Annotated in this window: 12 protein-coding genes and 2 pseudogenes; 13 read left to right on the top strand and 1 reads right to left on the bottom strand. The window is 37.9% G+C overall.

Translation table 11 applies throughout. The annotated features are described in order from the left end of the window. Positions 1–3 precede the first annotated feature (3 nt). From IGJ63_RS06660 to IGJ63_RS06640, 5 genes and pseudogenes are all read left to right on the top strand, one after another. Positions 4–996 carry a thiamine pyrophosphate-dependent dehydrogenase E1 component subunit alpha gene (locus IGJ63_RS06660; RefSeq protein ID WP_438746133.1) on the top strand — a complete coding sequence of 331 codons (993 nt, stop codon included), beginning with the start codon at positions 4–6 and terminating at the stop codon, positions 994–996. Between the two features lie 21 nt (positions 997–1,017). Beyond that, entirely contained in the window at positions 1,018–2,004 is a 987-nt protein-coding gene (locus IGJ63_RS06655; RefSeq protein ID WP_002357475.1) for an alpha-ketoacid dehydrogenase subunit beta, read from the top strand. Between the two features lie 23 nt (positions 2,005–2,027). Continuing rightward, positions 2,028–2,198 (top strand): annotated as a pseudogene (locus tag IGJ63_RS06650) (biotin/lipoyl-containing protein); the annotation flags it as partial. Between the two features lie 195 nt (positions 2,199–2,393). Continuing rightward, positions 2,394–3,326: pseudogene (locus IGJ63_RS06645) on the top strand (dihydrolipoamide acetyltransferase family protein); the annotation flags it as partial. Positions 3,327–3,469: 143 nt separating this feature from the next. Further along, positions 3,470–4,522 carry a PTS sugar transporter subunit IIC gene (locus tag IGJ63_RS06640; protein ID WP_002384478.1) on the top strand — a complete coding sequence of 351 codons (1,053 nt, stop codon included), beginning with the start codon at positions 3,470–3,472 and terminating at the stop codon, positions 4,520–4,522. An 8-nt stretch (positions 4,523–4,530) separates the two neighbouring features. Here IGJ63_RS06640 and IGJ63_RS06635 read toward each other — a convergent pair whose 3' ends face one another. Continuing rightward, positions 4,531–5,421 (bottom strand): LysR family transcriptional regulator, encoded by an 891-nt coding sequence (locus IGJ63_RS06635; RefSeq protein WP_002357478.1) that lies wholly within the window; start codon positions 5,419–5,421, stop codon positions 4,531–4,533. 176 nt (positions 5,422–5,597) lie between these two features. Here IGJ63_RS06635 and IGJ63_RS06630 point away from each other — a divergent pair, with 176 nt between their 5' ends. From IGJ63_RS06630 to xerC, 8 genes are all read left to right on the top strand, one after another. Beyond that, entirely contained in the window at positions 5,598–6,539 is a 942-nt protein-coding gene (locus IGJ63_RS06630; RefSeq protein WP_002369351.1) for a 2-dehydropantoate 2-reductase, read from the top strand. 275 nt (positions 6,540–6,814) lie between these two features. Beyond that, entirely contained in the window at positions 6,815–7,666 is an 852-nt protein-coding gene (gene ylqF / locus IGJ63_RS06625) for a ribosome biogenesis GTPase YlqF (protein ID WP_002357480.1), read from the top strand. Position 7,667: 1 nt separating this feature from the next. Continuing rightward, a complete protein-coding gene (locus IGJ63_RS06620) occupies positions 7,668–8,435 on the top strand; it encodes a ribonuclease HII (protein WP_438746131.1) in 768 nt (255 codons plus the stop codon). 60 nt (positions 8,436–8,495) lie between these two features. Continuing rightward, positions 8,496–9,359, top strand: coding sequence for a DNA-processing protein DprA (dprA, locus tag IGJ63_RS06615; protein ID WP_002382350.1), 864 nt, complete (start codon positions 8,496–8,498; stop codon positions 9,357–9,359). Between the two features lie 90 nt (positions 9,360–9,449). Beyond that, positions 9,450–10,103, top strand: a complete 654-nt coding sequence (locus tag IGJ63_RS06610) for a CPBP family intramembrane glutamic endopeptidase (protein ID WP_002369353.1) — start codon at positions 9,450–9,452, stop codon at positions 10,101–10,103. A gap of 184 nt (positions 10,104–10,287) precedes the next feature. After that, positions 10,288–12,366, top strand: coding sequence for a type I DNA topoisomerase (gene topA, locus IGJ63_RS06605; RefSeq protein ID WP_002357484.1), 2,079 nt, complete (start codon positions 10,288–10,290; stop codon positions 12,364–12,366). A gap of 107 nt (positions 12,367–12,473) precedes the next feature. Further along, a complete protein-coding gene (gene trmFO / locus IGJ63_RS06600; protein ID WP_016633228.1) occupies positions 12,474–13,781 on the top strand; it encodes an FADH(2)-oxidizing methylenetetrahydrofolate--tRNA-(uracil(54)-C(5))-methyltransferase TrmFO in 1,308 nt (435 codons plus the stop codon). 211 nt (positions 13,782–13,992) lie between these two features. Then, positions 13,993–14,892 (top strand): tyrosine recombinase XerC, encoded by a 900-nt coding sequence (gene xerC, locus IGJ63_RS06595; protein WP_163327331.1) that lies wholly within the window; start codon positions 13,993–13,995, stop codon positions 14,890–14,892.

The raw sequence follows: 14,892 nt of genomic DNA, 5'->3' as shown, positions 1-14,892 counted from the left end.
TTGATGAAAATGAAAGCGCTTAAAAAATCAGGTTTATCAAAAGAAGAATTGATTCAGGCATATCGTGAAGTACTAAGAGGACGTCGTTTAGACGAACGGTTGTGGCAATTAACAAGGATTGGTAAGACCTCTTTCAATATTTCTGGTCAAGGGGCAGAAGTTGCACAAGTAGCGATGGCGATGGCTTTTGATCCTCAAAAAGATTATTTTTTACCGTATTATCGTGATATGACCGCGTGCTTGGTTTGGGGCATGACCTCCAAAGATATTTTAATGGGTTCTTTTGGAAAAGAAGCGGATCCTTCTTCCCATGGTCGTCAAATGCCGAATCATTATGGTTCAAAAGAGCATAATATTGTTTCCTTCTCTTCAACAGTAAGTACACAAATGCCATTAGCGACAGGTGTTGGTTATGCAGCGCAACTTCAAAAAGCTGATTTTGTTGCATTGACCACCACTGGGGAAGGCTCTGCCAATCAAGGAGAAGTCCAAGAAGCTATGAACTTTGCAGGCGTAAAAAAATTGCCAGTCATTTTTGTTGTTGAAAATAATGAATATGCGATTTCTGTCCCAATCGAAGAACAGTATGCCAATAAACGAATGGCCGATCGCGCGAAAGCTTATGGCTTTGAAGGTGTGACCGTTGATGGTAGTGATTTTACTGAAGTCTATCTAGCGTTTAAAGAAGCAGTAAAAGCGGCTCGCGGGAAAAAAGGACCAAAATTGATTGAATTAATGGTTTCTCGCTTGACTTCTCATTCCGCTGACGATGATCAATCTGTTTATCGTTCAAAAGAAGAAATTGAAGAAATGAAAAAGAACGATGCAGTGAAGCTTTTTGAAAAACAATTATTAGAAGAGGGCTATTTAACAGACGAAGACATTACCCAAATTGATGAAGAAATTCGTGCAGAAATCAATCAAGCAACGGATGAAGCAGAAGCAATGCCAGATCCTGTACCGACATCAATTTTAGAAGAAGTGTATGCAAAATAAGAGAAGAGGAGAAGAAATATAATGGCTGAGATGACTTATTTAGAAGCAATTAACTTAGGAATTTCTGAAGAAATGGCTCGTGATGAAAAAGTAGTTATTTTTGGAGAAGATGTCGGCGGCGACAAAGGCGGCGTGTTCGGTGTAACAAAGGGTTTAGCTGCTAAATACGGTGACGAGCGTTGTTTTAATACACCGTTAACAGAAGGCTTAATTGGTGGTTTAGCTGTCGGCTTAGGTTTAATGGGCTATCGCGCAATTGGTGAATTTCAATTTGCGGATTACATTTTGCCTGCAACCAATCAATTGTTATCAGAGGCTCGGACAATGCGCTATAGAACAAAAGGCGATTGGACTGCGCCAATCGTTTATCGGACCCCTTATGGCGGCGGTGTTCGTGGTGGGCTGTATCATTCTCAGTCTACAGAAAAAGTTTTTTGTGGACAACCAGGATTAAGAGTGGTGACCCCCTCTAATCCTTATGATGCAAAAGGGATGATTAAAGCAGCGATTCGTTCCGATGATCCAGTCATTTTTTACGAACATAAGCGTTTATATCGTTTACTAAAAGATGAAGTGCCTGCAGATGATTATATCGTACCAATTGACAAAGCCAATGTCGTTAGAACGGGTAGTGATTTAACCGTGATTAGTTATGGCATGACCTTGCAATTAGCTTTAGCTGCGGCGGAAAAACTAGCCGCTGAAGGAATTGATGCCGAAATCGTCGATGTTCGCTCATTATATCCTTTAGATCGCGAAACATTAGTAGCTGCAGCTAAGAAAACAGGGAAGGTCTTACTCGTAACAGAAGACAATAAAGAAGGCAGCGTGATGAGTGAAATTGCGGCAATGATTTCAGAAGATGCTCTCTTTGATTTAGATGCACCGATTCAACGACTTGCAGGACCTGATTGTCCAAGCATGCCTTATGCATTACCTTTAGAAAGAGAATTTTTAATCAATGAAGAGCAAGTATTAGCAGCAATGAAAGAATTAGCAGAATTTTAATTGAAGCAAGGAGGAAAAAATAAATGGCCACAAAAGAAATCAAAATGCCTCATCTAGGCGAAAGTGTCACAGAGGCAGCCATTGTCCAATGGTTAGTTAAACCAGGAGATTCAGTGAAACGCTATGATCCCTTAATGGAAGTCGTTTCTGATAAAGTCACCACGGAAGTCCCATCAGATTTTGATGGTGTAGTAAAAGAATTTCTGATTTCTCTAGATACAGATGTGCCCATCGGAACAGCGGTGATGACGTTAGAGACAGAAGAAACAACCGAAAAAACAGAAGAAGCTACTTTAGCACCAGTGAAAGAAGCAAGTGCGGAACAAGTGCAAGAACATGAAACGGTTGCAACAACAAGCACTGCGACGTCCCATCAAAAAAATAATGGTCGTTATTCCCCAGCAGTCCTTAAAATTGCCCAAGAAAAAAAGATTGATTTAACACAAGTTACAGGGACAGGTCGTGATGGTCGAATTACTAGAAAAGATGTCACAAACTTTACACCAACACAGGCAAGAACACCTGAGAAAACAGTGAGTCCAGGAACTAGCCCTTCAATTTCAGAGGAGCCAGTTGCTTCGCAAAATGAAAGCGCCGCAACAGCTAGTCCAACTGAAACAACCACAGATAAAATTGTCTCTGCAGATCCTGTACGTAAAGCAATTGCTAAAAAAATGGTCCAAAGTGTCAACGAAATCCCTCACGCTTGGTTAATGGTGGAAGCGGATGTGACCAACTTAGTCCAACTTAGAAATTCATTAAAAGATGAATTTAAACAACAAGAAGGCCTGTCTCTAAGCTTCTTCCCATTTTTTGCCAAAGCAGTCATTCAAGCGTTAAAGAAAAATCCAAAAATCAATACATCTTGGGATGATGGCTCAATTATTTATCATAAAGATGTTAATTTATCCATAGCTGTAACGACAGACGAGCATCTTTATGTGCCAGTGATTCAACAAGCGGATAACTATTCAATTGCAGGGCTAGCTAAAGAAATCAATCGCTTGGCACAAGAAGTCCGACAAGGAACGCTAGCAAGCAAAGAAATGCAAGGAGGGACCTTTACTCTTAATAATACTGGAACACTAGGTTCCGTCCAATCGATGGGAATTATTAACCATCCACAAGCTGCGATATTACAAGTAGAGTCAATTAATAAACGCCTTGTGCCAACCGCAGATGGAGGCTTTAAAGTGGCAGATATGGTTAATTTATGTCTTTCTATTGATCATCGAATTTTAGATGGACAACAAGCAGGTAAGTTCTTGCGAGATGTTAAAGATAATTTAGCGAAATATAATGCGGATACGGATGTATATTAAAAATCGTTCCTTGCTTTAGTTAAATAAAAAGCGCCTCAAAGAAATAAGCGCTCTTCTTTGAGGCCGCTCTTTATCTAATAGAAAGTTCAATCATTCTCAAACTTGTTCTAAAAAAACAAAAATAATCAATAGGAGTGTTGAAAATGCCCACTGATAAACTGGATGCTCAATTAACCCCAAGAATATTTTTTAACAAAGTGTTAGCTGGAACAGCTTCCGGCACCATTATCGCCTTAATTCCCAATGCTGTATTAGGAGCCATTTTAAAATATTTTGCAGAATACAAGATTATCGAAATGATTATTCATGCGGCGCAAATTTTCCAACTAGCCACCCCTTTAATTATTGGTGGACTGATTGCTTTTCAATTTGGCTTAACGCCACAGAAAATGATGATTGCTGGCGGTGCAGCATTTGCTGGTTCTGGCGTGATTAAATTTAATTCAGAAGTGAAAGGCTTTATTGGTGCAGGCACTGGTGACATCATTAATATTATGATTACCGCTTCTGTTGCAGTCTTACTTTTATTAGTCATCGATAAAAAATTCGGTTCAGTGGAAATCATTGCTTTACCGATCGTTGTTGGAGTAGGTGCAGGTTTGTTTGGCATGTTGATTTATCCATATGTGACACAGATCACGGTCGCCATCGGGAAAGTGATTAACAATTTTACTGATTTCCAGCCAATTATCATGAGTATTTTAATTGCTTGTTCATTTGCTGCACTGATTATTTCACCAATCACTACTGTGGCAATCGGTTTGGCGATTCAGTTGAATGGCTTGTCTGCAGGTGCTGCCGCAATGGGAATTGCAGCCACAACTGTTGTTCTTGTGATTAATTCTTGGAATGTCAACCAATCGGGAGTGACACTGGCTGTCTCTTTGGGCGGTATGAAAATGATGATGCCTAACTTATTTAAATACCCAATTATTTTAATTCCTTGTTTATTTACAGCGACTATTTCAGCAATTCCTGTGGTTCTATTCAACATTTCAGGAACCCCACAATCGGCTGGATTTGGCTTGGTTGGACTCGTGGGGCCACTTGCTTCATTGGATGCGGGCTTAGGGATCTTACCTTTACTCTTTTCTTGGTTTGTTGTTCCAATTGTCGCGGGTTTATTCTCAAAATTCTTATTTGAAAAAGTGTTGAAACTTTATGATAGTAAAGTCGTCTTTGCTTATCAAGGCTAGATTATCCATTAATTTTCTTTAATGATTTGGATAAAATCTCTAACATCTTCTGTCATACTAAAATCGCGGCGCAAAGCAATGCCGATGGGGAAATAGTCAAACTTATCTTTTAAAGGAATCCATTTCAGTCCCTGACTTTTTCCCACTTCATAATATTCAATCGGCAGCAAACAAATCGAATTATTTTTTTGCAAACTATAAAGAAGTACTTGTAAATCATCGTTATGCAAAATGATATTCGGCTCATAACCGAAGCTCCGAGTCCGATCTAGTAGTAGGCGACCAATCATAAAATTATCACTTAACGATGAAAATCGTTGATCTTTCAAATCTTTAAAAGTTAATTTTTCATATTGGGAGAGAGGATTTGATTCTGGAACTACGACATAAACATGGTAGCCTTTGGTAGTCGTTTCTAAAGGTTCAATATGAATAATTTCAGGTAAGGTATTTGGGAAAGAAATTAGTCCCATATCAATTTCTTTATTTGCTAACATCGTTTGTAATTTTGGCGAGCCGTCTTGCTGTAATATTAAATTCACATGTGGATGGGTTGTTAAAAATCGTGAAATTTCTTTCATAAATTGTACAGCAAATAAAGTAGTTAACCCTAAACGCAATTGCTTTTTAACTGGTTTCTGGTTCATTTCACGAATATCTGTTACCAATTGATCGAATTGAAAAACAACTTCTTGGCCATGTTCATATAAATAAACACCAGTATCGGTCAATTGAAACGGTTGATCAGAATGATCAAACAACGCTGTGCCTAACTCAGATTCCATTTTTTTCAATGCTAAAGAAAGTGTTGGTTGGGTGACAAATAAATTGCGAGCGGCCGCCGATAAACTGCGGGTATTAACAATTTCAATGAAGTACTTTAAAAGCTGAATATTCATCAGAAACTCCCTTTCTTTTTAAAAGCGCTTACACAAATGTGCTTGGATAAAAAATAACAAATAGATCACTTATAATATAACATATGTTTTGCCTTTTTATTGCTATAAAAGTAAGAGATAGAGATTTTCTTAGCAGATTTTTACCTAAAAATAAAAAATTGAACGGAGGAAAAGAAATGAAGATTATTATCGCAGGTGCTGGCGCTATGGGCAGTCGCTTTGGACTAATGTTACATCAAGCAGGAAATGATGTTATTTTTGTCGATGGTTGGCCAGAACATATTGAAGCAATAAGAAAAAACGGGTTAGTTGCTGATTTTAATGGCGAAGTGGTGACCGCTAAAATTCCTATCTATCCTCAGACAGAAGTAGCAAGCATCGATTTTACAGCAGACTTAGTTATCCTATTTACAAAAGCAATGCAACTGGCAGGAATGCTTGAAGCATTAGAACATTTCCTTAATAAAAATACGAAAGTTTTATGCTTGTTAAATGGAATTGGGCACGAAGATATTATCAAAAAATACGTGCCTTACGAAAATATTTTATTAGGAAACACAATGTGGACCGCTGGGTTAGAAGGACCGGGCAAAGTAAAATTATTTGGTAATGGTTCGATTGATTTACAAAATTTAGGGGCGCAAAGTGAACAAGCAGCAGAAGCAGTCATTAAGGTATTAAATAACGCTGGCTTAAATGCTCGTTATTCTGAGAATATTTTATCATCCATTTATAAGAAGGCCTGTGTGAATGGAACAATGAATGGTTTATGTACTTTGTTGGATTGTAATATGGCAGACTTTGGCGAAACAGAGCAAGCAGATCAAATTGTTCAACAAATAGTTAATGAATTTTTAGCAGTCGCTGAAGCGGAACAAGTTACGTTAGATAAACAAGCAGTTCTTCAACAAATCCGCTCGTGTTATAATCGAGAAACAATTGGTTTGCACCATCCATCGATGTATCAGGACTTAATAACCAATCATCGTTTAACCGAAATTGATTATATCAATGGAGCAATTGTTCGCAAAGGGAAAGTCTATGGGATTGCTACACCGTACTGTCAGTTTTTAACAGAGTTAATTCATTGTAAAGAAAATTTACTTCATGCTAAATAACAAGTAAAAACAGAAATACTCTTGAGTCGGTCTTGAGAAGAGCTTGACCTACTTCTTTCTATACTTTGCCAGTGTACAAGGCTGAGACAAAATCCAAAGTGAGTTTGGCTCAGCTTTTTTGTTTTTTAAAGAACACTGCAGAAAATAAATCAAATCCGTGAAAAATATGTTAAACTAGAGAAGGTGTTTTTTCGCAAGAATCTACGCGGAACACAGGACTCGTTGAAGAATTGAATCAAAGAAACAATGTGTTAAAGAAGGGATTTGAACAGATTATGACCATTCAATGGTTTCCCGGCCATATGGCCAAAGCAAGAAGAGAAGTTTCTGAAAAAATCAAATATGTCGATATTGTATTTGAACTAGTTGATGCGCGGTTACCGCTTTCTTCCCGTAACCCAATGATGGACCAAATTGTCCAACAAAAACCACGATTAGTCCTTTTAAATAAAGGGGACTTAGCAGATAACGACCAAAATAAAAAATGGCAACATTACTTTCAAAAGAAAGGGTACCAAACCCTAGTTATCAATGCCCAACAAAATAAAGGAATCAATAAAATTGTGCCAGCAGCCAAGGAAGCGTTAAAAGAAAAATTGGCTCGTGAACAGGCGAAAGGCTTGAAACCGCGTGCGATTCGCGCCATGTGTATTGGGATCCCCAATGTTGGTAAGTCAACCTTAATGAATCGTTTAGTCGGAAAAAAAATTGCGCAAACTGGGAACAAGCCAGGTGTGACAAAAGGACAACAATGGTTACGCTCTGGTTCCCAATTGGAATTACTGGATACACCAGGGATTCTCTGGCCAAAATTTGAAGATGAAGAAATTGGAAAAAAATTAGCTTTAACTGGCGCTATAAAAGATCAATTATTGCATCTAGATGATTTGGCGATTTATGGATTAGAATTTTTTGCACGTTTTTATCCGCAACGTTTGACGGAACGATATGGTTTAACAGAGGAAGAGCTATTTTTACCTGCCCCAGAACAGTTGATGTTAATTAGCCAAAAACGTGGTTTTAGAGATGATTATAATCGAGCCAGCGAAATGATTATTTTAGAAATTCGCAGTGGAAAATTAGGTACGTATACTTTGGACCGCTGGGAAGAACTAGGAGACGAATAACATGGCAAAAGAGTCGATTCAGGCAATCAAAGAAGCGTTGTTAACTGTCACTGATGCAACCGATGAACGATTAGCAAGCTGGCGAGAAGATGAACGTTCAGGAGTGCAACAAGCGATCAAACAATGGGAACGTCGCCAGTTAGCCAAAGAAAAAGAGTGGCAACTTTTTAAAGAAATGAGTCAATTTGAGGAAGTGGCCTATAAAAAAGGCCATCGTTTAATTGCAGGAATTGATGAAGTAGGCCGCGGACCATTAGCTGGCCCTGTTGTGACAGCTGCAGTTATTTTACCGAAAGATTGTCAGTTATTAGGCTTAAATGATTCAAAAAAACTATCTGCTAAAAAACGGGAAACGTTATATAACCAGATTCAAGAACAGGCTGTCGCTATCGGGTTAGGTATCGCTGATCAAGGAGTCATTGATCAAATTAATATTTATCAAGCAACTAAACAAGCGATGAAAATGGCAATTGACGATTTAGCTTTTACACCAGATTATTTATTAATTGATGCAATGCAGTTAGACGTTCCCCAACCACAAGAAAGTTTGATTAAAGGGGATGCACGCTCCATTTCGATTGCAGCAGCCAGTATTATTGCAAAAGTAACAAGAGATCGATTAATGGAAGAATATGATGAATTATATCCTGGATATGGATTTAAAAACAATGCAGGTTATGGAACAAAAGAACATCTTCTCGGGTTAGAAAAATACGGTGTAACGCCCATTCATCGACGTACGTTTGCGCCAATAAAAGATATGATTTAAAAATAAAACACTTTTTTTACGTATTCTTATTTTAAGAAGATGTGAAAGAGGTGTTTTTTGTTGGAAATTTTACAACGACAATTATTATTTAAATTAGCGGTATGCCAAGGAATTGGCAATTTAGGGATCTTAAAAGTGTTACAAGAAGCTATCGCACAAAAGCGTGTTGATTTTTCCAGTACAGAAATTATTAGAATTGCTGAAATCAAGAAATATCGTGAATTATTTGAACAATCTTGGTTACACCATACGATTCATAGTGAAGCGTTATATATACGACAATGCCAACACCAATTTATGACAATTTTAGATGCCGTCTATCCTAAATTATTACGAGAAATTTATAATCCACCAGCAATTCTTTTTTATAGAGGAAATTTACAATTGTTAAGTAGAAGGAAAATTGGCATCGTCGGCGCTCGCTATGCCACTTCGTATGGGTTAAGAGTGACTGAAGCTCTGGTTCCTAAAATAGTCAAAGAAGGGTTCACAATCGTCAGTGGTCTTGCCAAAGGTATCGATAGTCGTAGCCATGAGATGGCCATCCAGAACGGGGGTCAGACAATTGGAATTTTAGGCACTGGATTAGATGTATATTATCCGTATGAAAAGAAAGAATTACAGCAAACTATGAAGCAGAATCAGCTTGTTTTAACAGAATATGTGAATGGGAGTGGGCCGAAAAAATATCATTTTCCTGCACGTAATCGCATTATTGCTGGATTATCTTTAGGGGTCTGCGTGATGGAAGCTCGTAAGAATAGTGGCTCTTTAATTACTGCACAAGCGGCGATGGATTACGGGCGCGAGGTATTTGCCGTACCGGGAAGTATTTTCCAGTCTTTTTCAACAGGCTGCCATGAATTAATTCAGGACGGCGCTAAATGTGTTCAGACAATTGATGATATTTGTGAAGAATTGTGACTTTTACTAATTGTGAATTGACAACCTACGTTCACTTCGGTACTATTTAATCAGATTTTAATCTTTTGGTTGTTAGTTAGGAGTGTCTAAATGGAAACGGTTGTTAGAAAAAGATGGTTGTTTGGTATGCAGCTACTGGGCTTTTTGATTTTGGATCAAATTCCTTTGATGATGGTCTCAGTTGTTCAATTTTCTACAGAAAATTTTTGGTTTCGCTTTGTTAGTGGATTAGTGGCTGTTGGACTTGGTGCCTATTTCGTCTATCTATTTGTTGCTTTTTTGAAAAAGAAAAAGCTCATAATTTGGACTTTTTTAGGAATCAAAGAAACCTTGCCAGTGGTCTTGTTAGGTTTGGTGATAATCTTTTGTGTGGGAATATTTGGTGATTTCTTATTACGTCTGGAAGGATTAGAGACGACCTCTAACCAACAAAGTGTTGAAGAAATTGTCCAATCTATTCCTAAAGGGCTTATACTTATTTTTGCAGGTGTGATTGGGCCAATTTTCGAAGAGGGAATTTTTCGTGTCGGGATTCAAGCGTTTTTCAAGCCAGCTTCAAAAATAGGCATACTCGTTTCTTCTATTTTATTTGCACTTGTGCACACGCCGACAGATATAGGTAGTTTTGTTATTTATTGGGGCATGGGTTTAGCTTTAAGTTGGGTCTATCTACGCACGGGTCGCTTTGAAGCTGCTGTCTTGACTCATTTTATTTGGAATGTTTTGGGTATTTTAATGCTTTAGGATAAAATCTATAAATCATAGGCATTTTTTATTTATAAATTCGGACAGTCAAACAGAAATGACAGAAATGTTAGAAAGCCTAGTCTTGACAAACCTATTCTATATAGCATATGATGTATTACGATTTGTGCGTTTTTTACATATATTATATAGTAGGAAAGCGAACGCGAAAGGAGCTAATTGAATGGCCTATAAGTATCTCGTGATTGTAGAATCACCTGCCAAAGCCAAAACAATTGAAAAATATCTAGGAAGAAACTACAAGGTGGTTGCCAGTGTTGGTCACATTCGCGATTTACCAAAAAGTAAAATGGGGATTGATATTGAAAATAATTATGAACCTCATTATATTTCGATTCGCGGAAAAGGCGATGTCATCAAAAGTTTAAAAGCGGCTGCAAAAAAAGCTGAAAAAGTCTATCTCGCAGCCGATCCGGACCGAGAAGGTGAAGCAATTGCTTGGCATTTAGCTTATCTTCTTGGCCTTGATTTAAAAGATAAAAACCGTGTGGTATTCAATGAGATCACTAAAGAAGCGGTAAAAGCGGCATTTAAAGAACCTAGAACCATCAACGTTGATTTAGTTGATGCACAACAAGCACGGCGCATTTTAGACCGTTTAGTTGGATATTCGATTAGTCCTATTTTATGGCGTAAAGTCAAAAAAGGTTTGAGTGCTGGTCGTGTGCAATCTGTTGCTTTAAAAATGATTATTGATCGAGAAAATGAAATTCGAGAATTTAAACCTGAAGAATATTGGAGCATTGATGGGAATTTCCAAAAAGGTCGCAAGAAATTCAAAGCAAATTTCTGGGGCGTAGATGGTAAAAAGAAAAAATTACCAAATGCAGAAGCGGTGAAAGAAATCACTTCTCGGATTGACGGTAAAGATTACGATGTTACAAAAGTTGAGAAAAAAGAACGGAAACGTAATCCTGCATTACCTTTTACAACCAGTAGTTTACAACAAGAAGCGGCACGTAAATTAAATTTCCGTACCCGTAAAACCATGATGGTTGCGCAACAATTGTATGAGGGAATTGCTTTAGGGAAACAAGGCACTGTGGGGCTGATTACCTACATGCGTACAGACTCAACCAGAATTGCTGATTCCGCCAAAGCAGAAGCTGCTGAATTCATTGAAAAGACCTACGGAGATGAGTTCTCAGCACATGGCGGCCGCAAAGCAAAAAATACGCAAGGTGCACAAGATGCCCATGAAGCGGTTCGTCCGTCAAGCGTTTTAAGAACACCCGATGAAATGAAGAAGTATTTAGATAAAGATCAATTAAAATTATATACTCTTATTTGGTCGCGCTTTGTAGCTAGTCAAATGACACCAGCGATTTTAGATACCATGAAGGTCACGCTTCAACAAAACGGCGTAACGTTTATTGCCAATGGCTCCAAAGTGAAATTTAAAGGGTTTATGCAAGTATATGTTGAAGGACGCGATGATGGTAAAGAAGACAAGGAAAATATTTTACCTGAATTAGTGGAAGGTGACGTTGTTAAATCGGTCGATATCGAACCGAAACAACACTTTACTCAACCACCGGCTCGTTTTAGTGAAGCCACGTTAATCCGGACTTTAGAAGAAAATGGTGTGGGCCGACCATCAACGTATGCGCCAACATTAGAAACCATTCAACGGCGTTATTACGTGAAGCTAACCAATAAACGGTTTGAACCAACGGAATTAGGTGAAATTGTGAATTCTCTAGTTTCAGAGTTTTTCCCACAAATTGTCGATACACATTTTACAGCGACAATGGAAACGGACCTAGATAAAGTCGGTGAAGGCCAAGAAAAATGGGTTGAAGTTGTCGATCGCTTCTACAAGCCCTTCGAAAAAGAATTAACAAATGCCGAAGAAAAGATTGAAAAAATCCAAATTAAAGATGAACCAGCAGGCTTTGACTGCGAACTATGTGGACATCCAATGGTGATTAAACTGGGTCGCTACGGAAAATTTTATGCATGTAGTAATTTCCCAGATTGTCGGAATACAAAAGCGATCGTTAAAGAAATTGGCGTGACGTGTCCTGTGTGTCACGAAGGACAAGTTATCGAACGCAAATCAAAGAAAAATCGGATTTTCTATGGCTGTAGTCGGTACCCAGAGTGTGACTTCACTTCTTGGGACAAACCAGTAGGCCGGCCATGTCCAAAATGTGGGCAATATTTAGTAGAGAAAAAAGTTAAAGGCGGCAAACAAGTCGTTTGTATCAATGGCGATTATGAAGAAAACGTCCAAAAATAAGAAAAATTGAGACCGAAGAATTTACTTCGGTCTTCTCTTTTAGTAAAATGAATTGAGTTTGTAAGAGACAGCTCTTAACTTCTTGACATAGAAAGGAATTTTTATACATGACAAAAAAAGTCACAATTATTGGTGCCGGTTTAGCCGGAAGTGAAGCGGCATGGCAAGTGGCCAATGCTGGCGTACCAGTTGATTTATATGAAATGCGCCCTGTCAAAAAGACACCAGCGCATCAAACAGAAAATTTTGCAGAGTTAGTTTGTTCTAATTCATTACGTGGAAATAGTTTAACTAATGCGGTAGGTGTTTTGAAAGAAGAAATGCGCCGTTTAAATTCAATCATTATTGGTAGTGCAGATCAAACCGCTGTACCAGCTGGCGGCGCCTTAGCAGTTGACCGTGATTCTTTTTCTGAAACAATCACTGAAAAAATTAAAAGTCATCCATTAATTACAATCAAAAATGAAGAAATCACCGATATTCCGGAAGGGATTGTAATTATTGCAACGGGTCCCTTAACCTCTGAAAACTTATCTCAAAAAATTCAAGAATTTAATGGTTCTGAAGGCTTTTATTTTTACGATGCAGCAGCACCAATTATTGATAAATCAACTATTGACATGGATAAAGTTTATTTAAAATCTCGTTATAACAAGGGAGAAGCGGCTTACTTAAACTGTCCGATGACTGAAGAAGAATTCAATGCTTTTCATGAAGCACTAGTCAATGCAGAAGTGGTTCCTTTACGCACGTTTGAAAAAGAGAAGTTTTTCGAAGGCTGTATGCCCATCGAAGTAATGGCGCAACGTGGTATTAAAACCATGTTGTTTGGCCCAATGAAACCTGTCGGACTAGAAGACCCTAAAACAGGTAAACGCCCTTATGCTGTAATTCAATTACGTCAAGACAATGCTGCAGCTTCTTTATACAATATTGTTGGTTTCCAAACGCATTTAAAATGGGGTGAACAAAAACGAGTATTCCGTATGATTCCGGGATTAGAAAATGCTGAATTTGTTCGCTATGGCGTCATGCACCGTAATAGTTTTATGAATTCTCCAGAGTTGCTAAAACCAACCTACCAATCAAAAAAACGTGACGATCTGTTTTTTGCTGGACAAATGACTGGTGTTGAAGGATATGTTGAAAGCGCGGCAAGTGGTTTACTCGCAGGTATTAACGCAGCTCGTCTTGCCAAAGGGGAAGAGCCGATTGAATTCCCTCGCGAAACGACTTTAGGAAGTATGGCTTATTATATTACACATGCAGAAGGCAAACATTTCCAACCAATGAATGCAAACTTTGGGCTTTTCCCAGAGTTACCTGAACGAATTCGTGACAAAAAAGAACGCTATGAAGCAATTGCTAATCGGGCCTTAGATGTCCAAGCTCAAGTTATCCAATCTTTAGACTAAAGTAGAAAAAATATGAGAAAAGACCGAGCATCATTGCTAAGAAATGCGATGATACTCAGTCTTTTAATTTTTAGAAAAAAATAACAAAAGCTAAAGAATAGTTAAAATTGTGAACATATTTAGAAATATTGATTAAATTCTGACAACTTAATTGTCTTTTGAAAAAGGTTATGCTAAAGTTACTTTGTAATCGAATGAGGAGGGCTATCACATGGAAGAAAAGAATTGGCCTGAGTTATTTGCTCGTTATCTTATTGTCGAAAGAGGCTATTCAGAAAAAACAAAAAAAGCATATCAAGAAGATATACAACATTTTTTTTCGTTTTTAAAGACTTCAGGTAATGACAATTATTTGACTGTGGAACATTTGGATGTTCGGGCTTATTTGAGCGAATTGTACGATCAGGAATATAGCCGTAATTCGATTAGTCGAAAAATTGCCAGTTTGCGTTCTTTTTATCAATTCTTATTAAAAAATGAAGCAATCCAAGAGAATCCTTTTTCCTATGTTCATATGAAAAAGAAACAGTTACGGTTGCCCCGTTTTTTTTATGAAAAAGAAATGGATGCATTATTTGAGAGCGCACAAGGGGAGCAACCGCTTGATTTGAGAAATCAAGCGTTGCTAGAAGTTCTGTATGGGACTGGTATTCGGGTCAGTGAATGTGCGAACTTAACGGTGGACGCAGTTGACTTTCAAGCTTCTGTTTTATTGGTTCACGGAAAAGGAAATAAAGACCGCTATGTGCCTTTTGGTTCATTTGCACAAGACGCCTTAAAGGATTACTTAGAGAATGGCCGCGCGCTATTAATGACAAAATATCAACAAAAACATCCGTATGTCTTTGTTAATCATCATGGTGAACAAATCACGCCAACAGGGATTGAATATGTCTTAAACCAACTAATTAAAAAAAGTTCATTAAATGCGGAAATTCATCCCCACATGTTACGCCATACATTTGCGACACATTTATTAAATAATGGCGCCGATATGCGGACAGTTCAAGAATTATTAGGACATGCTAATTTATCAACAACTCAGATATATGCGCATGTGACAAAAGAAAGTTTACAAAAAAATTATCGAACGTTTCATCCTCGTGCATAA

The organism is Enterococcus sp. DIV1375a (assembly GCF_051712205.1).
In the GTDB taxonomy this organism is placed as follows: domain Bacteria; phylum Bacillota; class Bacilli; order Lactobacillales; family Enterococcaceae; genus Enterococcus; species Enterococcus faecalis.
The sequence above is the reverse complement of the archived record's forward strand: the minus strand, read 5'-3'. Positions and strand labels throughout refer to the sequence as shown.